The 22,507-nt window shown below is 63.8% G+C and carries 18 protein-coding genes; 13 read left to right on the plus strand and 5 right to left on the minus strand.

The genetic code is table 11. The annotated features are described in order from the left end of the window. The first annotated feature begins 45 nt into the window (after positions 1 to 45). Genes FXO19_RS12825 through FXO19_RS12865 form a run of 9 tightly spaced genes read left to right on the plus strand, consistent with a single transcriptional unit; the run spans position 46 to position 10,103 of the window. Positions 46 to 1,137 (plus strand): glycosyltransferase family 4 protein, encoded by a 1,092-nt coding sequence (locus FXO19_RS12825; RefSeq protein ID WP_149195502.1) that lies wholly within the window; start codon positions 46 to 48, stop codon positions 1,135 to 1,137. Beyond that, on the plus strand, positions 1,130 to 1,918 hold the full coding sequence (locus FXO19_RS12830; RefSeq protein ID WP_149195503.1) for a class I SAM-dependent methyltransferase: 789 nt from the start codon (positions 1,130 to 1,132) through the stop codon (positions 1,916 to 1,918). The genes FXO19_RS12825 and FXO19_RS12830 overlap by 8 nt, the downstream gene beginning before the upstream one ends. Further along, positions 1,915 to 3,204: a lipopolysaccharide biosynthesis protein gene (locus FXO19_RS12835; protein WP_187775773.1), complete on the plus strand. Its 1,290-nt coding sequence runs from the start codon at positions 1,915 to 1,917 to the stop codon at positions 3,202 to 3,204. The genes FXO19_RS12830 and FXO19_RS12835 overlap by 4 nt, the downstream gene beginning before the upstream one ends. Then, positions 3,201 to 4,001 (plus strand): class I SAM-dependent methyltransferase, encoded by an 801-nt coding sequence (locus FXO19_RS12840; RefSeq protein ID WP_149195505.1) that lies wholly within the window; start codon positions 3,201 to 3,203, stop codon positions 3,999 to 4,001. Before FXO19_RS12835 ends, FXO19_RS12840 begins: the two co-directional genes overlap by 4 nt. Beyond that, on the plus strand, positions 3,998 to 4,969 hold the full coding sequence (locus FXO19_RS12845) for a class I SAM-dependent methyltransferase (RefSeq protein WP_187775774.1): 972 nt from the start codon (positions 3,998 to 4,000) through the stop codon (positions 4,967 to 4,969). The genes FXO19_RS12840 and FXO19_RS12845 overlap by 4 nt, the downstream gene beginning before the upstream one ends. Continuing rightward, the gene (locus FXO19_RS12850; protein WP_149195507.1) at positions 4,966 to 5,952 is read left to right on the plus strand and encodes a class I SAM-dependent methyltransferase; all 987 of its coding nucleotides are present in this window, start codon (positions 4,966 to 4,968) and stop codon (positions 5,950 to 5,952) included. The genes FXO19_RS12845 and FXO19_RS12850 overlap by 4 nt, the downstream gene beginning before the upstream one ends. Further along, on the plus strand, positions 5,937 to 7,859 hold the full coding sequence (asnB, locus tag FXO19_RS12855) for an asparagine synthase (glutamine-hydrolyzing) (protein ID WP_149195508.1): 1,923 nt from the start codon (positions 5,937 to 5,939) through the stop codon (positions 7,857 to 7,859). The genes FXO19_RS12850 and asnB overlap by 16 nt, the downstream gene beginning before the upstream one ends. Further along, a complete protein-coding gene (locus tag FXO19_RS12860; RefSeq protein WP_149195509.1) occupies positions 7,852 to 9,006 on the plus strand; it encodes a glycosyltransferase family 4 protein in 1,155 nt (384 codons plus the stop codon). The genes asnB and FXO19_RS12860 overlap by 8 nt, the downstream gene beginning before the upstream one ends. Then, complete coding sequence (locus FXO19_RS12865) at positions 9,006 to 10,103, plus strand: glycosyltransferase family 4 protein (protein ID WP_149195510.1); 1,098 nt, start codon at positions 9,006 to 9,008, stop codon at positions 10,101 to 10,103. The genes FXO19_RS12860 and FXO19_RS12865 overlap by 1 nt, the downstream gene beginning before the upstream one ends. A 306-nt stretch (positions 10,104 to 10,409) precedes the next feature. Here the strand turns inward: FXO19_RS12865 and FXO19_RS12870 are convergent, their stop codons facing one another. The 5 genes from FXO19_RS12870 to FXO19_RS12890 all read right to left on the minus strand — a co-directional run bounded on the left by FXO19_RS12870 (position 10,410) and on the right by FXO19_RS12890 (position 17,336). Then, a complete protein-coding gene (locus FXO19_RS12870; protein ID WP_149195511.1) occupies positions 10,410 to 12,293 on the minus strand; it encodes a glycosyltransferase family protein in 1,884 nt (627 codons plus the stop codon). 93 nt (positions 12,294 to 12,386) lie between these two features. Then, positions 12,387 to 12,794 (minus strand): pilin, encoded by a 408-nt coding sequence (locus FXO19_RS12875; protein WP_149195512.1) that lies wholly within the window; start codon positions 12,792 to 12,794, stop codon positions 12,387 to 12,389. 119 nt (positions 12,795 to 12,913) lie between these two features. Continuing rightward, positions 12,914 to 13,333 (minus strand): pilin, encoded by a 420-nt coding sequence (locus FXO19_RS12880; RefSeq protein WP_149195513.1) that lies wholly within the window; start codon positions 13,331 to 13,333, stop codon positions 12,914 to 12,916. A gap of 412 nt (positions 13,334 to 13,745) precedes the next feature. Further along, complete coding sequence (locus tag FXO19_RS12885; protein ID WP_149195514.1) at positions 13,746 to 15,119, minus strand: sigma-54-dependent transcriptional regulator; 1,374 nt, start codon at positions 15,117 to 15,119, stop codon at positions 13,746 to 13,748. Between the two features lie 609 nt (positions 15,120 to 15,728). Beyond that, a complete protein-coding gene (locus FXO19_RS12890; protein ID WP_255516411.1) occupies positions 15,729 to 17,336 on the minus strand; it encodes a sensor histidine kinase in 1,608 nt (535 codons plus the stop codon). Positions 17,337 to 17,772: 436 nt separating this feature from the next. Between FXO19_RS12890 and sucC the strand changes: the two genes are divergently transcribed. From sucC to FXO19_RS12910, 4 genes are all read left to right on the plus strand, one after another. After that, entirely contained in the window at positions 17,773 to 18,939 is a 1,167-nt protein-coding gene (gene sucC, locus FXO19_RS12895) for an ADP-forming succinate--CoA ligase subunit beta (RefSeq protein WP_149195516.1), read from the plus strand. A 152-nt stretch (positions 18,940 to 19,091) separates the two neighbouring features. Beyond that, the gene (sucD, locus tag FXO19_RS12900; protein ID WP_149195517.1) at positions 19,092 to 19,967 is read left to right on the plus strand and encodes a succinate--CoA ligase subunit alpha; all 876 of its coding nucleotides are present in this window, start codon (positions 19,092 to 19,094) and stop codon (positions 19,965 to 19,967) included. Positions 19,968 to 20,222: 255 nt separating this feature from the next. After that, a complete protein-coding gene (locus tag FXO19_RS12905; protein WP_149195518.1) occupies positions 20,223 to 20,588 on the plus strand; it encodes an endonuclease domain-containing protein in 366 nt (121 codons plus the stop codon). Positions 20,589 to 20,843: 255 nt separating this feature from the next. Next, entirely contained in the window at positions 20,844 to 22,481 is a 1,638-nt protein-coding gene (locus FXO19_RS12910; RefSeq protein WP_149195519.1) for an NAD+ synthase, read from the plus strand. The last annotated feature ends 26 nt before the right edge of the window (positions 22,482 to 22,507 follow it).

The raw sequence follows: 22,507 nt of genomic DNA on the forward strand, positions 1-22,507 counted from the left end.
CCTATCCTGCTGGTAACGCGGAACTTCCCGCCTCTGGTAGGCGGCATGGAGCGACTGAATCACCGGATGTTGCTGTCGCTTGCCGAACGAACGCAGGTACAACTTGTTGCCCCGTTGGGCGCGTCGGTGGTCCTTCCTGCCACGGTGGAGGTCATGGAGACGCCAGTCCGGCCGCTATGGCGTTTTGGGCTGGGAGCCTTGGGCCGTTGCCTCGTCATCACTTGGAGGTATCGACCGCGCATCGTCCTTGCAGGGAGTGGATTGACGGCCCCCTTTGCTTGGTTGGCGGCACTCCTTGCTGGCGGGCGCAGCGTCGTCTACGTTCATGGGCTCGATCTGGTGGCCGCGCACCCCGTCTACCGCCGTCTCTGGCTTCCGGCCATCCGTGCTGCCCACCTAGTGCTCGCCAACAGTTCCAGTACGCGCGTCTTGGCCATCAAGCGGGGAGTGGATCCCGCCAAGGTGATGGTTTTGCACCCTGGTGTCGACGTGCAGCCAGATTTGGCATTGCCGATAACGCTAGGATGGAAGCGGAGCCTCGGCCTCGATGGGCAGCGCATTTTGCTGTCGGTGGGACGACTCACTCCTCGCAAGGGCTTGGTCGAGTTCATTGAGGGTGCCATGAAGGCGGTTGTTGCGGCTTGTCCCGATGTGGTACTGGCGGTGATCGGTGGGGATGCCGTCGATGCTTTGCATGGTGGGCAGGGCGGCGAGGGCGATCGGATCGAGGCTGCTGCTGCACGTGCCGGCTTGCAGGATCACGTCCGCGTGCTCGGTCGTTGCGATGAGTCCGCCTTGCGTTCGGCTTACGAAGAGGCAGACCTGCACGTATTCCCCGTACGCGCGATTCCGGGTGACGTAGAGGGCTTTGGCATGGTTGCCCTTGAAGCTGCGGCTCATGGCTTGCCGACCGTGGCGTATGCGGTGGGTGGTGTTCCTGATGCGATCGCGGAAGGACGGAGCGGCTGGCTGATTCCGGCAGAGGATTCCCGAGCCTTCGCGATGGCAGTGGTGCGGGCGCTCGAGGACGGAAGAACGATCAATCAGCGTGTTGCGTGCCGTGAATTCGCGGCCGGTAAGGCATGGCCCGTCTTCGGGCAGAGGTTGTGGGATCTGCTGGAGGCTCTTGATGCCTGAAGACACTGTCCGTAAGCCGCACGCGGTACTGGATTTGCCTTCACGCCAATGGAAGGCTCGCAAGGTTGAACGCCTGCTAGGCCTTGACGCGCGATCTGGCCCGCTGCGCCTGCTTGAGGTGGGTACAGGCTCCGGCGGCATCAGTCACTATTTCGGCACGCATCCGGAGGGGGGCTTTGAGGTTGAGGCGGTGGATGTGGTCGATAGCCGTCTAGTCTATGAAGGGTATCGCTTTACTCAGGTAACAGGTACACGCTTACCGTTCGCAGATGATGCGTTTGACATCGTGCTGAGCAATCACGTCATAGAACATGTTGGCGATGATGCGGAGCAGGCCGAACACTTGGCGGAGTTGCGCCGGGTGATGCGCCCCAACGGCGCTGGTTATCTTGCGGTGCCTAACCGTTGGATGCTGGTCGAGCCCCACTACCGCTTGGCTTTTCTGAGTTGGTGGCCGGAGCGGTGGCGTTCGGCATGGCTGCGCCTGTGGGGTAGGGGCGCGCTCTACGATTGTCGCCCGCTGTCGCGTCGTGACCTTGAGCGGCGACTCTCAGCGGCCGGGTTCCGTTTTGAACAGGTACATTATGAAGCCTTGCGGGCAACTTTCGAGATTGAGAGGCCGCAAGCACTTATCTGGCGATTGCTGCTGAGACATGTGCCGGAGAGAATGCATGTGCTGATGGGCGGAATTTACCCAACTTTGATCTATCGGTTATGGGTTCTTCCCTTGGCGGTCGAAGCAGGTGACGCCAAGCTCCCCGCCCTATGGGATGCCCGATGACGCGTTCGGAGAACGATTCACGGGTCCGGCGCGTTCTTGCGCGCTTTGGACTAGGGCAGCTGGCGGCACAGACAATCGCAGTCTTTGGATGGAATGTGGCGCGACTGACTACCCAGCTGGTTTGGGTAGTATTGCTCGCGCGCTTTCTTGGTGCTGAGGGTTACGGTAGCTTTTCGGGGATTGCCGGACTGGCGCTAGCCTTCAGCGGTTTGGCCGGATTGGGACTCGGGTTACGCATGTACCAGGACACGGCGCGCGACCCCGCCATGTTCGGCCTACGCTGGAGACAGGCACTACGCGTCTTGGGCTGGAGCGGCATTGGGTTGTCACTGCTGTTCCTGGCGACTGGATGGCTCCTCTTTCCTAATTTGCCATGGCTGTTGCTGATGGCAGTGGCCGCGGCAGAGCTGCTGATGGCGCCATTTATCACCCATGCGGCCTTTGCATATGCAAGCCGGCGCCAGGTCGCACAGGCTGCCGCTGCTCCAGTGGTCTTATCAATCGCGAGAGTGATTGCGGCCGGCATCGCTACAGCGTTGCCCGTCGAAAATGGCCTTCAAATGTATGCGCTGCTTCATCTCGCCGCGACGGCAGTCGCAGCAGGACTCGTCCTGCGGAGATGCCAGCTTCGGTTAATGCCGCCACCGGCGGAGGCGGTCGTGTCCCGGAACGACTTGGTTACGGGTCTAGGGTTCTCCTCGGTCTGGGCGAGTGGGCTGGCCCTCGGGTCGATCGACAAGGCCGTGGCGTTGCGCGTCGGTGGTGCTGGTCTTGCAGGTGAATACACCGCTGCGCATCGGTTTGCGAATCTCGTTGCCCTGCCGGTGGAGGCCCTGGTCACTGCGGTGATGCCGCGGCTTTTCAGCGCGGGAGGCGGCAGCCGGTTCCCCGTGCGCATGGTGGGCACATTGGCACTCACGGTAGCTTCCTATGGAATGATCGCCGGGGTGATTCTATGGTATGGGGCTGATTTGGTCCCGCTTCTGCTGGGTGAGGTGTTTCGGGAGTCGGTCGCAGCCCTGCATCTACTGGCTTTCTGGGTTCCCGCTTATTGCCTGCGTTCTCTTGGAAGCAATGTGCTGCTCGGCTTCGGCTGGAAACGTTGGCGGTTCTGGAGCGAGCTTGCTGCGATGATGGCTGTCCTGATGCTGATGATCCTCTGGATTCCAGCCTACGGTGTCGCGGGAGCCGCGGCAGCGCTCGTTGTCGCCGAAGGGATGCTGGTGACGATAGTCTGGGGCCGCATTCTTGTTGCCGGAAGAAGGACCTTGGAAGCCATTCCATGAGCCTGCATCACCTTCACGCCGTGCGTGACTTCGAACTCCACCAGATTCTGGGTGACTTGCGTCGAGGTCAGGTGGGCGATGCGAAGCTGCGCCTGCTCGATATCGGGGCGGGCACCGGGCGCCAGGCGGCGCGCCTGGCGTCGTTGGGCTTCGAAGTCACGGCTGTCGATTTGCCCGGCAGTGCATACGTCAATGATCGTCTCTACCCGATCATCGACTACGACGGACGCAACTTGCCGCTAGACGACGCCAGCGTAGATGTAGTGTTCAGCTCGAACGTACTTGAGCACGTGCAGGACCTATCGCAACTGCTAGCCGAGACATTTCGTGTGTTGACGCCCGATGGGCTAGCCGTACATGTTCTTCCTACTCCCGCCTGGCGCTGGTGGACACACCTCAGCCATTATCCTTGGCTGGCCATGCGGGTAGTCCAGCGCCTGCGCAGCGATGCCGCACGGTACGTGACTGCGCATCCTGACCATCCGTCAGCCGGTTCCGCTCCTTCCATTCTGTGGCCTTCTCGCCATGGTGAACGTGGCTCAGCACTCACCGAGGCTTGGTATTTCTCGGCACGATGGTGGCGAAAGGTTTTCACCGACGCAGGTTTTGCAGTCCAAGTGGTGCGCCCAGTTGGCCTGTTCTATACCGGCAGCATGATTTGCGCCGAACGTTTGTCGATTCCTGCGCGTGCGTGCTTCGCTCGTTGGCTTGGTTCATCGTGCCGGGTGTTCGTGCTCAGGCCGACGTCTACTACAGCTAGCAAAACATGCTCAACTGCCCGCAGGATTGCAGAATGAATTACCGCTGCCCCCGCCTCGTTGCTCCAGATGACGGGGGTCCTCTGATTTGGGAGGAAGGCGCCTTCATTGCCGAGGATGGGACCCGTTACCAAATAGTGGATGGTATCCCTCGCTTCGTGTCCGATGACAACTACGCACGGGCTTTCGGCGAGCAGTGGGTGCGATTCCCGCGGACTCAGCTGGATTCGGCGACGGGCATTCCATTGTCGGCCAGCCGTCTTGCCCGTTGCCTGCGCGCCGACCTCGCTTGCCTTCAAGGTCAGCTGGTACTCGAGGCGGGCTCCGGTGCAGGGCGGTTCACTGAAGTGTTGCTCGCCCATGGCGCCACGGTTGATTCTTTCGACTACTCCGGCGCCGTCGCTGCGAATGCGACGAACAATGGAAAGAATTCCGGGCTGAGCATCGTTCAGGCAGATATTCGTCGAATGCCCTTCCCCGAGGCTGTCTACGACCTCGTGGTTTGCCTCGGCGTCGTTCAGCACACTCCCGACCCCGAGGAGACATTGCGTGCGCTGTGGTCGCGCGTGCGTCCTGGCGGGCGGCTGGTATTCGACCACTATCGACGAAAGATACGCAACTATCTTCCTCCTCCGCTAGGCGTAGCGGGTATGGCTTACCGTTGGTATTTCCTCCGTGTGCCGAAGGGGCGGCAGTTCGAGGCAGTCAAGCACGTTGTTGACTTTTGGTTCCCGCTGGTCTGGCGCTTCAGGAAGTCGCGCTGGATCCAGTTCGTGTTGAGCCGTCTCAATCCGATCGTCAACTACTATCCGCACTTCGGCTTGCGCGACCGCGAGATGTACTACGAATGGATGCTGCTCGATACCCATGACGCGATGACCGATGTATACAAGCATCGGCGCACGGCCGCCGAGATCCGTCGGTTCCTCGTCTCGTTGGGTGCGGAGGAGATCGAGGTCAGCCACGGCGGCAACGGGGTTGAAGCCTCGTGCAGGAAGCCTACATGAGCACTGACAGGAAATGTGTTGTCTGTGAACAAGACGCTGTCCTGCTTGTGTCGGGGGATCGAGAAGCGACTGCAGATGCGCTCGAGCGTGCTCTCGGTCGTACTGGTGTTCGTGATGTGATGAAGAATGTGCCCGACCTCTATCGCTGTCGGGATTGTGGGCTCGAATTTGCCATGCCGATGTCCGAGCCCGGCTCGGCCTTCTACGAGTGGCTCACTCGCTCGGGCTTCGACTATCCCGTGTGGCGCTGGGAGTGGGAGGCATGTCGGAAGCTGTTGGGCGACGACACTCCACTAGCGCAAGGTACTCGCGTTCTGCTGGACGTGGGCTGCGGAGATGGCCGTTTCCTTTCCTCACTTCGCGGCGTACAGGGCCTCCGGACCATCGGTGTCGATCACAATCGCGATGCAGTGCAAGAGGCGAGGCGTCATGGACACGAAGTTGTTCTGGGAGGGTTCAATGAGGTGCAGAGCCTGCTGACAGATGGCGTGGACGCTATCACCTTTTGGCACGTTGTCGAGCATGTAAATGATCCTGTGGGCTTGTTGCAGCAAGCGCAGGGTTTGTTGAGGGAAGGTGGGCGGCTCTTTTTCTCTGTTCCGCTGACTCCCATGAGCTATGAGCATGCCTGGACTGATCCGTTCAACGCGCCGCCCCACCACCTGACGCGTTGGAATTTACGGGCCTTGGAAGTCTTGGCGATGCGCCTCGACATGCAACTGCATATGGAGCTACCCACGGCCGAGCGATTGGTGAAGCGCGTCGCGCGAAGCTTGGCGTTGCAGGCAATGCCCACCTTTGGCACGCATGGACGATGGCGAAAAGCGACGCGTCTCGCGTCCTTCCTCGCTCGCAGACCATGGCGCTTGCCCCAGGAGATCTGGCAGCAGATGCACCGCACTAGGCATGCCGGCCGTACTCTCCCGGATGTAGCGCTAGTCGTGCTTGAGAATCGCGTGACACCGACGTGGGTACCGACCTGATGTGCGGGCTGGCCGGAATATTGGGGCCATGGAACGAAGAACGAAGCGCGCTGTTGGCGGCCATGGGGGAGTCCTTGCGTCATCGCGGTCCCGACGACGAGGGGCTTTGGAATCCACAGGGCCCATTGGGTTTAGTACACCGTCGCCTGGCGATCGTCGATCTGTCTGCCGCGGGTGCACAGCCTATGGTATCCAAGGATGGTCGCTGGATACTGGTTTTCAACGGTGAAATTTACAACCATCGCGCGATTCGCTTGACTCTTGAGGGCGACGGGATCGGTGGCTGGCGCGGCCATTCCGACACCGAAGTACTGTTGGAAGCTATTGCGCACTGGGGATTTGAAGCCGCGCTGCAACGCTGCAACGGCATGTTTGCATTAGCTGCCTGGGATGTTCGAAGGCAGGAGTTGTGGTTGGCGCGCGATCGCACTGGCGAAAAGCCGCTATATGTCGGTTGGCTGGGCGGCGACCTCGTATTCGCCTCTGAACTCAAGGCGCTACGCCGCCATCCGGCTTGGCAACACGCGGTAGATCCTGGCGCGATGTCGCTGATGCTGTCGCTTGGCTATGTGCCTGCACCGCTCAGCATCCATCCGGGTGTGTTCAAGCTACCGGCTGCCAGTTTGGTCCGGTTCGTGCTCAGGGATGCTGCATCGCCGCCGGATGCCGGGGATTTCGCGGCGATGATAAAGCGCTACTGGCGGCTAGAAGAGATTGTTGATGCCTCTCTCGACGATCTATGGCGGGAGAGCGAGGTGGCGGCGCTCGAAGCCATTCAGAACTTGCTCGACGAGGCTGTCGCGATGCGGATGGTCGCAGATGTGCCTGTCGGGGCATTGCTCTCGGGTGGTATCGACTCGAGTCTGGTCGTTGCAAGCATGGCGCGGCAGGCTTCTTCTTCCGTACGTACTTTCACCGTCTGCTTCGAGGAAGCTGGTATCAACGAGGCCGAGCACGCGAGCGAAACCGCGCTGTACCTAGGTACGCGCCACGAAGTTCTGCCGCTGCCATCAGGTTCGGCGCTGGAGCTCGTCGAGCGTTTGCCAGAGGTTTATGACGAGCCTTTTGCCGACGCGGCTCAGTTGCCGGCCTTGTTGGTCGCCGATGCCGCGCGCGGCCAGGTTACGGTTGTGCTGACCGGTGACGGCGGCGATGAACTCTTCCATGGCTACCAGCGCTACTTGGATGGTGAGCGACTCTGGGCTCGAATCGGTCATTGGCCCGAGGCACTGCGCAGGGGTATGGCCGGTAGTGCGCGTGGTCTCGCAGGGATCACAGGCACGGGCGCAATCGCCGAGCGACTCCGCCGGCAAGCCGGGCGCCTGGGTGGTGGGGATTTTGATGACTACTATCGCCGCCTGTTGGGCTTTCCGGGTGCGCTGCCCGGGGCGCCGCCAAATCGCGTGCCGGGCTTCACTTGGCCGCGGTCGCCGCCACGACTACGCGAGTTCGGTGCGCGGATGCGCTTCGTCGACCAGGCCTTGTCGCTGCCGGAAGGTATCCACGTCAAGCTCGACCGAGCCAGTATGGCGGCCGGGCTGGAGCTGCGAGTGCCGTTGCTGGACCATCGGTTGTTAGAGCTTGCTTGGCGTCTGCCGCCCGCGTGGCACGCCAAGGGTGGTGTTGGCAAACGTATGCTGCGCAAATTGGCCGAGCGCCAGTTGCCGCAAGGGCTCGCCAGCAGGCGGAAGCAGGGTTTCGACGTGCCGATTTCGTCATGGCTACGTGGTCCGCTACGTACGTGGGCGCAGGATCTGCTGTCGCCATCGGCTATAGCGGCCGACCCCATGCTCGATGCGGCTGCAGTCGAGCGCTGCCTGAGTGAGCATCTCTCACGGCATGCAGACCATGGCTATGCACTATGGGCCTTATTGATGTATCGAACTTGGAGCCTGCGCTATGGCTGAGGCTCCGCTGCGCCTACTCGTGATCGGCAACCTGCCACCGCATGTGCTGGGCGGAGCCGAGAACCAAGTCGCCAGGTTGGTCGAAGCATGGTGCGCGGCCGGGATAAAGGTCGAAGTGGCTGGACATCGCATTCCGAAGGGTGAGCAGGTGCTGGGTACCGCACGCGTACGAACACACCGAATCCACACTTGGACCATGGGGGGGCGAACGGGTCGTGCGCTCTCCTATCTCCTGTCGCTGACCCGCCTTGTGCTACGGCGTCGCCGCGACTTTGACGCTGTCTATTGTCGTGGCATGGGTGATGGTCTGGTTGGCGTATGCATACTGGCAACGATTGGCGTCTGCCCATGGCCGATCATCGCGGTACCGATCAATGCCCGTGGCAACGGCGACGCCGCGTTTCTCCGTTCCATTCCTGGGTGGCGACTATGGGTCAGGCTACTCGATAGGCGAATTAGTGCAATCAACCTGATTAATGCCGACATTGCGGAAGATCTCGATGCACTCGGTCTCTTGAATGCGCCTCGTAGCATCATTCCTAATGGCATTTCCGTGCAAGCGCCAGTGCTGCGTAAATCGGTTGCTCCCGCCAGGCGCTTGTTGTGGACTGGACGATTCGAATACCAGAAGGGTCTGGATCTTCTGCTGCCTGTATTGGCCCGTTTTCGATCAGGTCGTGCGCGCTTCCATGTCGATCTCGTAGGCGAAGGCGTTCTTCGGTCGGTACTTGAGCAGCAGATGCGCGCCTTGGGCTTGCAAGACGTCGTGCGATTCCTGGGTGCAGTGGAAGCCAAACACGTACGTGAGCTTTTGATCGGAGTGGACGTGTTTCTGCTTCCTTCGCGCTATGAAGGCATGTCAAACGCGGCTCTTGAAGCCATGGAGGCCGGGCTTCCGGTGCTCTGCACGCGCTGCGGAGGAATTGATGCTGTGGTCGCCGAGGGGGCGGGATGGGTTTGCGAGCCAGATGACGAAGCATCATTGGCGGCCTGCTTCGATGCGATGCTCATGGCGACTGACGATGAAATACTCGCGCGAGGGCGCCTGGCGCGCAACATTGTAGAGCGGCGATTCCGGATCGAGCAGGTCGCCACAGCCAATCTGGAGCTGATCCGTGGCGTCATGCGGGGAGTGGAAAGTCGCTGATGCGCGTGCTTGTGCTCTGCAAGCGGCAGTACACCGGGAAGGATCTTCTTGACGACCGCTACGGCCGCCTGTTCGAACTGCCCGTAGCGTTGGCAGCACGCGGCGCGTCGGTTGCTGTAGTTGCAACATCCTATCGCACGAGGGGCGCGCTGGTGCGAGAGGAACGTGGCGTGCGTTGGCGATCTGTGGATGCCTTGCCTTGGCTCCCGCTGATAACGAAAATGCAGCATTCAGAGGCGCTGGCTTGGCGGCCAAATGTAATCTGGGCGAGTTCCGATGCTCTCCACCTCGTGGCAGGTGTGCGACTTGCAAAGCGACTCGGAGTGCCGGTGATACTCGACCTTTACGACGATTATGAAGCTTTCGGCCTGACCCGTTCACCAGGGCTTCGTGGAGCTCTTCGCCGTGCCTGCAGTCAAGCGCAGGCGCTGACCGCGGTCAGCCAAAGCTTGGCCGACGTTCTGCCCGGCAGAGGCAAGGTGCCACCTGTGATCGAGGTGGTCTGCAACGGCGTACCGAATGACTTTGCGCCTGTTGTCCAGCAGACTGAGGCCCGAAGAATGCTCGGGCTGCCGGCATCCGGACGTCTCATAGGAACGGCTGGCGCCCTCTACGCTTCGCGCGGTATCGCCGATCTTTTTGATGCATTTCGCCGTTTGCATGCACGTGACTCCGAACTGCGGCTCGTTGTTGCAGGCCCACGAAGCCATTCTGTGGCGAAGGCAATCCCGCAAGGGGCTTTCGACCTTGGTTTGCTGCCGCATGCTCAAATGCCACTATTGATGCGTGCGCTAGACGTTGGTGTGGTCTGCAATCGAGATACTGCTTTCGGCCGATCTTGCCACCCGCAGAAGCTCGTCGAGATGGTGTCTTGCAGTTTGCCGTTTGTTGCAGCTGAAGTCGGCGAGGCTGCGCGATTGCTGTCGGACGAGGCGGACAAACTCTATCCACCAGGTGACGGTGCTGCGCTTGCGGGGCGCATCGCCTCCCAGCTCTCTGATCCTCGCCCTGCCAAGATGTCATTGGCCAGGACCTGGGACTCAATTGCAGAGCAACTCGAACGGGCATTGGAAGCGACTCTTTATGCTTCGCATTGAACTTATTCGTTGGCCTGCTTCGTGGTTCTTGAAGATGAACCGTCCCGAGAATTTCAGAGACTTGTTGATGCGAACCGTGCTCAGCCTGCTGCTCCAGCACCAGCCGTACTGCCCGCTCCTGGACATCCGGGGAAAGGTCGGGGCGGTTCAGCATCGAATTCCCGAGTGAGGTCGGCATTAGCTTTCTTGCGTAAGATCCGAGCAAGCCAATGCCGGATGCTAGTGGCAGCTACTGGCGGGGTGTCTTATGGGGCTCGGGGTCCTAGCTGGTGGCCGACGACTTTCGACTGCTAGATTCGTTCCGGGCTAGTTTGCTTGATCGTCAACATCCAGATCATCTCGGCTTATTTCCATAAGCATTCCGAGCTCGTGCGCGCGGTCCAGTGCAACGCGTGCCTGCCGAAGATGCCCTTCGCTGCGCAAGACCTGCACGATCTTCCGTGCGTAATCCGGGTGTGCCTGGCTGCGTTCCATCGCCAACGCAAATACCTGGTCGGCAAGTTGCTCGTCGCCCACCTTGACAAGTACATAGTCGCCGAATTGGGTATAGCTGTAGGGAGGCAGGCTGGCGCGGGAGAACAACGCCAGGAACGCATCGATCAGGTGGTCGTCATTGAGTGGAACGTCCTTGTAGCGGTTCTGCAGCAGTCCGAACAGCGCGCCAGTTGTTTCGGGGCTCAGTGTGCCGTGCTTCACCTTGTCGATCAGCCGCAGCCACCATTCATCCTTGATCGGCCGGCCCGCCTGGGCGGCAGTCAGGATCAGGCCCTGGTCGCTGACGATCGAGGCGCCCGGCAGCAGCGATCCGCGTTCGAACTCCCGCATGGCGAAATCGTTGAATGGAGAGTTCTGATGGCCGTCGGTCATTTCCAGGTAGGCCGCGGCCAGATCGGCGCTGGCTCGGCCGGATTCCGGGTTCTTGGACGCAAGGTCGGTTGCCAGTAGGAATGGGTCGCCCCAGATGCTGGCACGGATCACTGCCAGGACTCCGAAGCCGGCAATGACGGCGGCAACGGCTATGTACTTCAATGTCGGACTATCTCGCATCGGGATTCGGCGGACCAGGTCGGTTAGCGCCAGTAGCACGCCGAGAAGGGCGAAGTAATTGCGATGCTCGAATACCAGCTCCAGCGCCACCACATTGCTGGTCAAGGCGTGTGCGGCGAAGAACCACAGCACACCCAGTGCGAAGAGAGGCACGCGACGGCGCAGTGCGAGCGCGCTTAACAGTAGCGCGGTCAGCAGCAAGCCGCCGAGCAAAGTGGTGGCAGGTTCCAGCAGGCCGCGCGACGGGGCAAGGTGGTCGTAGTAGAACGGCATGCTGCCAGGCAACGGCAGTAGGATCTGGCCCAGGTACATGGGCAATACCCGTAGCTGCGTGAGCAGGCGCTCGGTCGTGCCGAAGTTGCGGGTCAGATAGCCGTCCGACCAATATTGCGGCACGATCAGGAGCAGGAAAGTTGCCGCGGCGGCGGCGACGGCCAAGGCATAGCTCCAACGCCATGCCCGAGCAGTGCGGGCGCTGGTGGCGGCAAAGCCCAATACCGTCAGTTCCAGTCCCAGTGCATAGCCCGGGAACAGAATGGCGGACTCTTTTGCCGCCATGCCCAGTCCCACCAGTGGCAGGCAGGCCAGCAACCAAGGCCACGCCCGCCGTCCCTGTTGTTGCAGGTTGCGCCCGCGCAGGTAGGCGAGTAGGGCCAATAACACGAACGTCAGGGAGAGCGTCTCCATGCGCTGGACCACGTACAGCACCGTGGAAACCTGCAGGGGATGGATGGCCCACAGCAGCGCAACGGCCCCGCTTGCTGCAACTGCCCAAGCCTCCCCCCCTACCGAAGGGAGTGATAGCAAGCGCCGCACCAGCATGAAGATCAGCAGCGTATTGGCCAGATGGACCAGCAGGCCGACCAGCTTGTATCCCCAGGGGTCCAGCTCACCGAAGACATAGTCGACAGCGAAGCTGGACATCGCGATCGGTCGGCTGCCCAGTGTGCCGCCGGGTTCGAACGACCGAGCCGCGCGGATCAGCGATTCGGCATCAAGGGTCGTAGCGTGCACACGTTCGTTGTCGACGATGGTCGAGATGTCGTCGAAGATGAAGCCCCCGGATAGTCCGGGCCAGTACACGGCCACAGTAACGAGCAGCAGGAGGGCGGCCCACAGCGGGGTTCGGTGGATCGGCTTCATTGCGTATCCGTTTTCTAGAGGTGTCCGGATCGCGACGCACTGACTACGTCTAAGGCGAGAGATCTACCGCTATCATTGTCAATGTGCGCTGCGTCAGTTGCAGTGGTTCGGTCTATAGGCATCTGGCGTATCAGGCGCGGTACTGCAGGTCCAGGATCCCGATGCTGCCCGCGTGATGCGTAGCGCATCACCGTTGATTGGCGGCGCGCCGCGCACGATGCACTCGATATGCCCAGTCGGACCTGAGGCAAGATTGATGCTGCTACAGCGGGGCGTACTGGTAGCCAGCCCGATGGCGGAGGGGTCGAAGCTAGTGATGTTATCGGCGATCAACTTGGACTCGAACATGCTACGCCCACTGTTAATGTCTGCCAGTGCCCCAGTAAGTTGGCCGCGGATGGTGTAGTTCTGATACGCCGGCAGTGCGATCGCCGCCAGGATAGCGATGATGGCGACCACGACCATCAACTCGATCAAGGTGAATCCGTTTGATTTAGGCATGACGGCCCCCTGTGCGGACCTGACGTTTGGAACGTTCAATGTAAGGAGCCCCGCCGAAGCGGGGCTCCTTATACCTCTAGTCAGGGACAGCTGTCCCTTCAAGCCTGTGGTGCGATCGATTATTCGCAGCCACCCGGCGTATGATTATCATCAAGATCATTAGAGACGGTGCAGGGCCACTGGCCGGAGCCGTTGCGGGTCAGAGTGATCGTTCTGCCGACGACGTTCGGGTTGCCCTTCAGCGTACACACGATGCTCTGGTCGCGCGCTGCCGTCCACGATGGGCTGGGGATCGTGATGCCACAGCGAGGCGTCGAGTCCGATAGACCAATGGCTTCCAGATTCGGGGTCCCCGAGCGGCCGGACTGGATGCCTTCCTCGTAAGCGGTCACGCCACCTCGGATGTCGGCCAGACCGGCAGTGGCCTGCGACTTGGCGACGTAGTTCTGGTATGCCGGCAGCGCAATGGCCGCCAGGATGGCGATGATCGCGACGACGATCATCAGTTCGATCAGGGTAAAGCCTTGCTGCTTTTTCATGGTGTATCCCCTAGGAGTGGTTTGAACTTCACGTGCCGCGTGGTCGGCTGGCGCCGGGTCCGTTGGGCTGCCGTGCGACGCCGCACGTGCAGCAAGAGTGTACGCAGGATGCGTGCCAAGACGGACATTGTGGGGGCGGTCATGGGGGCGATTTCGGCGCAGTCACAAAAGCACCTGCTGGCGGCGAACGGTTCGTGACCATTTGTGTCACTTCATTGCGGGAGGTGACACTTTATGGAGATGGGGCCGACCCTAGATTTGAGTAAAGCGTGACGGATTTCGCGACGGTCGATCGGCTGAGCGCCGGGTTGCGCGAGTGTCGGGTGCGCCGGTGATGGGAATGATGGAAGCGTTTGAGCGTGCGGGTATCGCGCGCATGGCGCGCTCCTACGGAGGCGGATCTGTCCAGGTGCTACTCGATCCCGAGCTTCTTCAGCTTGTAGCGCAGCGCGCGGAAGGTGATGCCCAAGGCGCTGGCGGTCTTGGTCTTGTTGTAGCGGTTCTCCTGCAGCGCCTGCTGGATGGCGGCGCGTTCGATCTCCTCGATGTACGAGGGCAGGGCGCTGGAGGCGGTGTCGTAGGGGCTCATGGTGCGCGGGTCCGGCGGCGGCTTGGGCGCGCCTTGGGCGTGGGCGCTCGCGCCGCGCGGCAGTTGCAGGTCGTCGGCCTCGATGTTGTCGCCGTCGGCCATCGCCAGTGCGCGTTCGAGGATGTTCTCCAACTCGCGCACGTTGCCGGGGAAGGCGTAGGCCTCCAGCGTGTCCAGGGCGTCGGCGGACAGTTCCGGCGCCGGCCGGTGCATGGCCTGGGCCAGGCGCTTCAGGATCGCGGTGGAGAGCAGCGGCAGGTCGCCGGTGCGTTCGCGCAGCGGCGGTACGTGCAGGCCGATGACGTTGATGCGGTAATACAGGTCGTGGCGGAAGCTGCCCAAGTCGACCAGCTGCGCCAGGTCCTTGTGGGTGGCGGAGAGGATGCGTACGTCGACGGTCACCTCGGCCGAGGCGCCCACCGGGCGCACGGTCTTCTCCTGGATCGCGCGCAGCAGCTTGACCTGCATCGCCAGCGGCAGCTCGGCCACTTCGTCCAGGAACAGGGTGCCGCCGTCGGCCGCCTGGAACAGGCCCGGCTTGTCGGCGTGGGCGCCGGTGAAGCTGCCCTTCTTGTGGCCGAAGAACTCGCTTTCCATCAGCTCGGTGGGAATCGCGCCGCAGTTGACCGGGATGAACGGCCCGCCGGCGCGCGAGCCCTGGGCGTGGATGGTGCGGGCCACCAGCTCCTTGCCGGTGCCGGACTCGCCGCTGATGTGCACCGGCGCCTGGCTGCGCGCGACCTTGGCGATTGTGCGGCGCAGGCCGACCATGGCTTCGGACTCGCCGAACAGGCGGCCGGCGTCATCTGTCTGTGTGCGGCCGCGCTCGTTGAGCTCCAGCGCCTGCTTGACCAGGCCGCGCAGCATGTGGATGTCGACCGGCTTGCTGACGAAATCGAAGGCGCCGGCCTTGAGCGCCTCCACCGCGGCCTCGACGTTGCCGTAGGCGGTGATCACCGCCACCGGGGTGTTGGGGAAGCGGGTGGAGATCTCGCTCACCAGCTCCAGGCCGGAGCCGTCGGGCAGGCGCATGTCAGTCAGGCACAGGTCGTAGGCGACGGTGCCGAGCATCTGCCGGGCGGCATTGAGATTGGCGGCGGTATCGGTGCGCAGGCCCATGCGGCCCAGGGTCAGCACCAGCAATTCCCGGATGTCGTGCTCGTCGTCGACGATCAGGACGCTGCGATTGTCGCTCATGGGCAGGCTCTTGCGGACTGTGGCTATTGTGCCTCAGAGCACGCGTTGGGTGGCGGAAAACGGCCAGTTCGGGTGGTTTTGGGCAGGAGTGGCGGGTGGATTGGCGTCGTTTTGGGCGCATTGCCGGCGTGCGATTGGCCCGAGAGCGGGTCGTCGGCATGGTTTGGAGCGGCGTGATCGTCGAAGGGTGTCGGCATCGCGCGATACCGGATGTGGTGCCGGATCTCGCGGGTGGTTCGGCGTGCCGGTCCACGTAGGAGCGCCTCATAGGCGCGATGCCGCGGGTGTCGGCAGGATTCGGTGGATGCCGCGATGTTGAACCGGGAGGCGCGTCGGTGGACGGGATCCGGTGGCGACGACGTGCCCGCGGCATCGCGCGCATGGCGCGCTCCTACGCCGGCGTGTGCCCCGGTCGCAGGCGCTTCGGCGTGCCAGCTCATGGGTCGTAGGAGCGCCTCATAGGCGCGATGCCGCGGGTGTCGGCAGGATTCGGTGGATGACGCGATGCCGGGCCGGGAGGCGCGCCGGTGGATGGGACCCGGTGGCGACGACGTGTCCGCGGCATCGCGCGCATGGCGCGCTCCTACGACGCAGCTCGGGTGCGGGCGCTCAGGCGGAGAGCAGGGGGTTGCGGCCGGACAGTACGATGCGGAAGCAGGCGCCGCCGGCGGGGACCGACACGTAGTCGAGGCTGGCGCCGTTGGCGCGGCACAGCTCGCGGGCGATGTACAGGCCCAGGCCGGTGCCGTGTTCGGAAGTGGTGAAGAAGGGGCGCCCGAGCTGCGGTGCCACGGCGTCGGGGACGCCCGGGCCGCGGTCGCTGACCTCGATCGCCGGCCGTCCATCGCGTTCCACCACCGACAGGGTGATCCGCGCCGACTCGCCCGGCATGCGGCCGTAGTTGATCGCGTTCTGCACCAGCACCGTCAGCACCTGGTGCAGGTGCTTGCGGTCGAACAGACCCGGCAGTGGCCGCTCGCGCCCGCCGCTGCGCAGAACGCCGTTCTCGTCCGGCATGATCTGGCGGTACTCGTCGATGAAGCGGCGCACGAAGTCCACCAGGTCGAACTGCTCGGTGATGGCGCGTTCACGCCGTGCCAGCCCCAGCACGCTCTCGACGATGCCGTTGGTGCGCTGGCACTGCTGATGGATGATCTGCACCAGGCGACGGTCGCTGTCGGGCAGGTCCCCGGACTCCTCCAGCAACTGCACCGAGTAGCTGATCGCCGCCAGCGGGTTGCGGATCTCGTGCGCGAGGCTGGCCGAGAACCGGCCCATCGCCGACAGGGTCAGCGACTCGGCGCGGCGCGAGACCAGCGAGGCATCGTCGAGGAACACCAGCACGGTGTTGCCACCGGCCAGCAAGCGGGCGAAGCGCGGCTGGATCTCGAGCTGTTCGGCGCCGTACAGCAGCGGGGTCTCGTCGCTGTCGCCACTGCGCAGCCAGTGGTCCAGGCGCGCGGCCAATTCCGGCGACAGTTCCGACAGCGCGTGGCCCTCGAGGCGGTCGGCGTGGCCGAACAGCTGCAGCGCGGCCTCGTTGGCCAGGCGGATGTAGCGGGTGCCGTCGACCATCAGCACCCCGGTGCGCATGCGGCGGATGATCAGCTCGTTGACGCCGGCCAGGCTCTCGGCCTCCAGGCCGCGACGCTCGGCCAGCGCCTGGCTCTCGCGCAGGCGCCGGCCGAGCAGGTCGGTCAGGGTGACGATGGCGAAGAAGCTGACGGTGAACATCAGCACTTCCGCCAGCGGGCCCCGGACGCTGCTTTCGTCTAGATACGACCAGACGTACTCGGCCAGCATCGCCAGCGCCGCGACCGCGGCGGTGAACAGCCCCAGCCGCAGCCGCAGAAACAGCGCCGCGGCGCCCAGGTTGACCAGCAGCATCAGCGCTACGCCGGGCCCGGCGGTGGGCAACGCATGCACCGCCAGCGTCGCCACGGCGATATCGAGCAGGGCGCCGATCAGCGCCTGTTCCGACATATTGGTGTCCGAGCGCCGCGACCAATGGAACAGGGCCAGCGAGGCTGGCAGGTAGGCGATGCAGATCGCGCGCGCCAGCAGGGGGTCGTGCGGCTCGCCGATCAGCGCCCCGGCCGGGCTGAACACCATCAGTGCCAGCAGGCTGGCCTCGAGGATGCGGTACAGCGCGAACAGGTGCAGCTCGCGGCGCAGCACGCGGTCGGTATAGACGGGGCGGGTGGGGGTCGCGAACAAGCGGCGGACCGGTGAAAAACGGATGTCGGCGAGTATAAGGCCGCGCCAGGCAGTCGTTTCCGTTGCGGTGAGATCAGCCCCGTCGCCACGGGCGGTGCAAATAGGCAGCCGAGCCTCTCGCAATGGGCGAACCACCATAAAAGCTTGAAGCGCCGGCGATTCATTGGCGAAACCCGTGGCGACGGCCCATCTCTCATCGCAGCGGAAACGACTGCCTGGCGCGGTATCGCGCCCATGGGGCGCTCCTACGGATTGGCGGGCCATCATCGGCCGCGACCAAAGTCGATTTTGCCCGCGATGGCTGCATGGGCGAGAATAGCGGGCCGTCCGCGCCCTTCGCCGGCCTCGTGCCGCGATCGACCGTGCGCGGCGAGGCATTCCGGCCGCCCCAGGGCCGTGCCGGTGTGCTCACGACCCTCCCACGCATGGACCCCACATGAATTTCCACGAATATCAGGCGAAACAGCTTTTTGCCGACTACGGCATCGCGGTACCCGCCGGGCGCGTCGCGCGCACCGCGGACGAGGCGGTCGACGTCGCCAAGACGATCGGCGGCGACTTCTGGGTGGTCAAGGCGCAGATCCACGCCGGCGGTCGCGGCAAGGCCGGCGGCGTGAAGCTGTGCAAGACGCTCGACGCCGTGCGCGACGCCGCCAAGGCGATGCTCGGCACGAAGATGGAAACCTACCAGTCGGCCGGCGTGGCCTTGCCGGTGGACACGGTGCTGGTCACCCAGGCCACCGACATCGCCCAGGAGCTGTACCTGTCGGTGCTGGTCGACCGCGGCACCCAGTCGGTGACCTTCATCGCCTCCAGCGAGGGCGGCGTGGAGATCGAGAAGACCGCCGAGGAGAACCCCGATGCGATCCAGACCCTCAACATCAACTTCGTGCAGGGCCTGCAGCCCTACCAGTGCCGCGAGCTCGGCTTCGCGCTGGGCCTGACCGGCAAGCAGGTCAACCAGCTGACGAAGATCATGATGGGCCTGTTCAAGCTGTTCAACGAGAAGGACCTGTCGCTGGTGGAGCTGAACCCGCTGGCGATCCTGAAATCCGGCGAGCTGGCCGTGCTCGACGGCAAGATGAATTCCGACGACAACGCCGCCTTCCGCCACGCCGACCTGGTGGCGATGCGCGACATCCGCCAGGAGGACGCGACCGAGGTCGCCGCCAGCCAGCACGACCTGAACTACGTGACCATGGACGGCAACATCGGCTGCATGGTCAACGGCGCCGGCCTGGCGATGGCGACCATGGACGTGATCAAGCTGGAAGGCGGCGAGCCGGCGAACTTCCTCGACGTCGGCGGCGGCGCCAACAAGGAGCGCGTGACCGAGGCGTTCAAGCTGATCCTGAGCGACGCCGACGTCAGGGCGATCTTCGTCAACATCTTCGGCGGCATCGTGCGCTGCGACATGATCGCCGAGGGCATCATCGCCGCGGTCAAGGAAGTCGACGTCAAGGTGCCGGTGGTCGTGCGCCTGGAGGGGACCAACGTGGAGGCCGGCAAGGCGCTGCTGAAGAACTCCGGCCTGGCCATCACCCCGGCAGACGACATCAACGACGGCGCGAAGAAGGCGGTCGAAGCCGCCAAGGCCGCCTGACCCCGCATGGCTTTTTTGCCCTTCTCCCGCTTGCGGGAGAAGGTGCCCGAAGGGCGGATGTGGGCGCCTTGGTTTCTCGCCGAGAGCCGCCCTCACCCCAACCCCTCTCCCGCAAGCGGGAGAGGGGCCAAACCACCAAGGATTCGAATTCCATGAGCGTTTTGGTCAACAAGAACACCAAGGTCATCGTGCAGGGCTTCACCGGCCAGCAGGGCACCTTCCACGCCGAACAGATGCTCGACTACGGCACCAAGGTCGTCGGCGGCGTGACCCCGGGCAAGGGCGGCAGCGAGCACTTGGGCCTGCCGGTCTTCAACACCGTCGCCGAGGCCGTCACCGAGACCGGCGCCGACGCGTCGGTGATCTACGTGCCGCCGCCGTTCGCGGCCGACGCGATCCTGGAGGCCGCCGACGCCGGCATCCGGGTGATCGTGTGTATCACCGAAGGCATTCCGGTGCTCGACATGCTGCGGGTCAAGAACGTGCTCAAGGGCTACGACGATGTCGTGCTGGTGGGGCCGAACTGCCCCGGCATCATCACCCCGGGCGAGTGCAAGATCGGCATCATGCCGGGCCACATCCACAAGCCCGGCAAGGTTGCGATCGTGTCGCGCTCGGGCACGCTGACCTACGAGGCCGTGAAGCAGACCACCGACGCCGGCCTCGGCCAGTCGACGGTGATCGGCATCGGCGGCGACCCGATCAACGGCCTGAGCTTCATCGACTGCCTGAAGCTGTTCCAGGACGACGCGCAGACCGAAGGCATCATCCTGGTCGGCGAGATCGGCGGCAGCGCGGAAGAGGAAGCGGCCGAGTTCATCAGCGAGTACGTCACCAAGCCGGTGGTCGGCTTCATCGCCGGCGCCTCGGCGCCGAAGGGCAAGCGCATGGGCCATGCCGGCGCGATCGCCTCCGGCGGCGCGGGCACGGCCGAGGGCAAGTTCGAGGCGCTGGAGAAGGCCGGCGTCACCACGGTGAAGTCCCCGGGTGATCTGGGCGCGGCGCTGGCGAAGCGGTTGAACGGCTAAGTCAGGCGGCGGATCGTCCGCCGATCCACGATCCACATGCATCACGAAACAGCCGCCTTCGGGCGGCTTTTTCGTGGCTCCTGTTCCGGTCCGGCGCCCGTGTTGAGCACTACAAGTCAGCCGCGCTGCTTTAGCCCCTCTCTCGTTTACGGGAGAGGGGTTGGGGTGAGGGCCGACGGAAAGATCGGACTTTACCGATGGCACATCACTCCCGAAGCCCCGAGCTGCAGCGGGATCAAGGCGGGAAATTCAAGGATGCGCGCAGGCGCCAAAACGCGCTTCGCACGAACACTGCGGCGCGGCATGACCGACGCCGAGTGCCTGCTGTGGCGTTACTTGCGCAATCGCGCGCTGGTGACATGGAAGTTTCGGCGCCAGCATCCGATCGGGCCCTACGTCGCCGACTTCGTCTGTCTGGAAGCCGGCGTAATCGTGGAGCTCGATGGCGGTCAGCACGCGAACTCCTTCACGGATGCCACGCGTACGCGTTACCTGCAAGCCTATGGCTACGAGGTGCTGCGCTTCTGGAATCATGACGTGCTGCTGCGCCGGGATGACGTGCTGGCGGCCATCTGTCACGCGCTTGACGCGCGTACCCTCACCCCAACCCCTCTCCCGTAAACGGGAGAGGGGCTAAAGCCGAAGGCGCCGGCTCGGCTTGGCGCGACTGGCTCCCGACACGACTCGGGCTCGGACATGGATCTGGAGAGCAGGGTTGGTGGGAATTCGAGGCGATACGCACCGTCCCATCGCGTTTCTGGAACAATGCGGGCCTGACCCGCATGTGGCGGGATCCCGGACGATCGGCGCGCATGTAGCGCGTTTCCTCCACTGCCCCCTCCCGAGTGGGAGAGGCGCGACAACCAGCGAGATTCCATGACCAAACCCCTGCGCATCGCCTTGGCCCAGTTCGACTTCCCGGTCGGCGCCGTGGCCCGCAACGCCGAGCGGATCGGGCTGATGATCGTCGAGGCGCGCGAGGAGTACGGCGCCGACATCGTGCTGTTCCCGGAACTGGCGGTGAGCGGCTACCCGCCCGAGGACCTGTTGATGCGGCCGTCGTTCCTGGCCGACTGCGAGCAGGCGCTGCACGCCATCGCCGCGCAGGCGCAGGGGATCGTGGCGGTGGTCGGCTGGCCGGAGTCGGCCGGCAGCGTGCTGTACAACTCGGCCAGCGTGCTGCGCGACGGCAAGGTCGCCGCCACCTATCGCAAGCGCGAGCTGCCGAACTACAACGTGTTCGACGAACGCCGCTATTTCCACGTCGATCCGGACGGCGAGTCGTGCGTGTTCGAGGTCGGCGGCGTGCAGGTCGGGCTGGTGATCTGCGAGGATCTGTGGTTCCCGGAACCGCTGGCCGATACGGCACGGGTGGGCGCGGAGCTGGTGCTGGTGCCGAACGCCTCGCCGTTCGAGCGCGGCAAGCACGCGCAGCGCGATGCGCTGCTGGCCGAGCGCGTGCGCGAGAACGGCGTGGCGCTGGCCTATCTCAACGTGGTCGGCGGCCAGGACGCGCTGGTGTTCGACGGCAGCTCGGTGCTGGCCGACGCCAGCGGCAAGGTCCACCATGCCGCGCGCGCGTTCGAGGAGCACTGGCTGGTGGCCGACTACCACGCGCAATCGCGCGAGCTCACCGCGGTGCAATGGCCGCTGGAGACCGACGGTGGCCGCGACGCGCTGGCATGGCGCGCGGTGGTCCGCGGCGTGCGCGACTACTGCTTCAAGAACGGGTTTTCGAAGGTCTGGTTGGGCCTGTCCGGCGGCATCGACTCGTCGGTGGTGCTGGCGATCGCGGTCGACGCGCTGGGCGCGGAGAACGTGAACGCGGTGCGGATGCCGTCGCGCTACACCGCTGATCTGAGCAACGACCTGGCCGACGAGCAGTGCCGGGCGCTGGGCGTGCGGTTGCTGACGCTGCCGATCGAGGCGCCGTTCCAGGGCTTCCTCGATACCCTGTCGGAGACCTTCGGCGACGTCCCGGTCGATACCACCGAGGAGAACCTGCAGTCGCGCACCCGCGGCGCGCTGCTGATGGCGTTGTCCAACAAGTTCGGCGGCCTGCTGCTGACCACCGGCAACAAGAGCGAGTATGCAGTCGGCTACGCCACGATCTATGGCGACATGTGCGGCGGCTACGCGCCGATCAAGGACCTGTACAAGACCGAGGTGTTCGCGATGGCGAAGTGGCGCAACACCGTGGCCGGTGCCCCGGTGATCCCGCCGGCGGTGATCGCGCGGCCGCCGTCGGCGGAACTGCGCGCCAACCAGAAGGACCAGGACTCGCTGCCGCCGTACGACGTGCTCGACGGCATCCTGGCGCGTTATGTCGACGGCGAGCAGTCGCGCGAGGAGATCGTCGCCGCCGGCTTCGCCGCCGAAACCGTCGATCACGTGCTGCGGCTGGTATGCATCAGCGAATGGAAACGGCACCAGGCCGCGCCCGGGCCGAAGGTGTCGCGCCGCGCGTTCGGGCGCGAACGGCGCTATCCGATCAGCAATGGCTACGCCGGCTGAGCGGCGCCTTGCGGTGGGCCAAGGCC

Source organism: Luteimonas suaedae (assembly GCF_008312895.1).
GTDB lineage: Bacteria > Pseudomonadota > Gammaproteobacteria > Xanthomonadales > Xanthomonadaceae > Luteimonas > Luteimonas suaedae.

Excerpts from the sequence above, each read along its gene's own strand:
- FXO19_RS12905 (WP_149195518.1), top strand. The coding sequence starts at position 20,223 with ATGCGCGCAGGCGCCAAAACGCGCTTCGCACGAACACTGCGGCGCGGC.
- sucC (WP_149195516.1), top strand. The coding sequence starts at position 17,773 with ATGAATTTCCACGAATATCAGGCGAAACAGCTTTTTGCCGACTACGGC.
- FXO19_RS12825 (WP_149195502.1), top strand. The coding sequence starts at position 46 with ATGGAGCGACTGAATCACCGGATGTTGCTGTCGCTTGCCGAACGAACG.
- FXO19_RS12870 (WP_149195511.1), bottom strand. The coding sequence starts at position 12,293 with ATGAAGCCGATCCACCGAACCCCGCTGTGGGCCGCCCTCCTGCTGCTC.
- FXO19_RS12840 (WP_149195505.1), top strand. The coding sequence starts at position 3,201 with ATGAGCCTGCATCACCTTCACGCCGTGCGTGACTTCGAACTCCACCAG.
- FXO19_RS12880 (WP_149195513.1), bottom strand. The coding sequence starts at position 13,333 with ATGAAAAAGCAGCAAGGCTTTACCCTGATCGAACTGATGATCGTCGTC.
- FXO19_RS12850 (WP_149195507.1), top strand. The coding sequence starts at position 4,966 with ATGAGCACTGACAGGAAATGTGTTGTCTGTGAACAAGACGCTGTCCTG.
- FXO19_RS12860 (WP_149195509.1), top strand. The coding sequence starts at position 7,852 with ATGGCTGAGGCTCCGCTGCGCCTACTCGTGATCGGCAACCTGCCACCG.
- FXO19_RS12830 (WP_149195503.1), top strand. The coding sequence starts at position 1,130 with ATGCCTGAAGACACTGTCCGTAAGCCGCACGCGGTACTGGATTTGCCT.
- FXO19_RS12875 (WP_149195512.1), bottom strand. The coding sequence starts at position 12,794 with ATGCCTAAATCAAACGGATTCACCTTGATCGAGTTGATGGTCGTGGTC.
- FXO19_RS12910 (WP_149195519.1), top strand. The coding sequence starts at position 20,844 with ATGACCAAACCCCTGCGCATCGCCTTGGCCCAGTTCGACTTCCCGGTC.
- FXO19_RS12835 (WP_187775773.1), top strand. The coding sequence starts at position 1,915 with ATGACGCGTTCGGAGAACGATTCACGGGTCCGGCGCGTTCTTGCGCGC.
- FXO19_RS12845 (WP_187775774.1), top strand. The coding sequence starts at position 3,998 with ATGAATTACCGCTGCCCCCGCCTCGTTGCTCCAGATGACGGGGGTCCT.
- FXO19_RS12885 (WP_149195514.1), bottom strand. The coding sequence starts at position 15,119 with ATGAGCGACAATCGCAGCGTCCTGATCGTCGACGACGAGCACGACATC.
- sucD (WP_149195517.1), top strand. The coding sequence starts at position 19,092 with ATGAGCGTTTTGGTCAACAAGAACACCAAGGTCATCGTGCAGGGCTTC.
- FXO19_RS12865 (WP_149195510.1), top strand. The coding sequence starts at position 9,006 with ATGCGCGTGCTTGTGCTCTGCAAGCGGCAGTACACCGGGAAGGATCTT.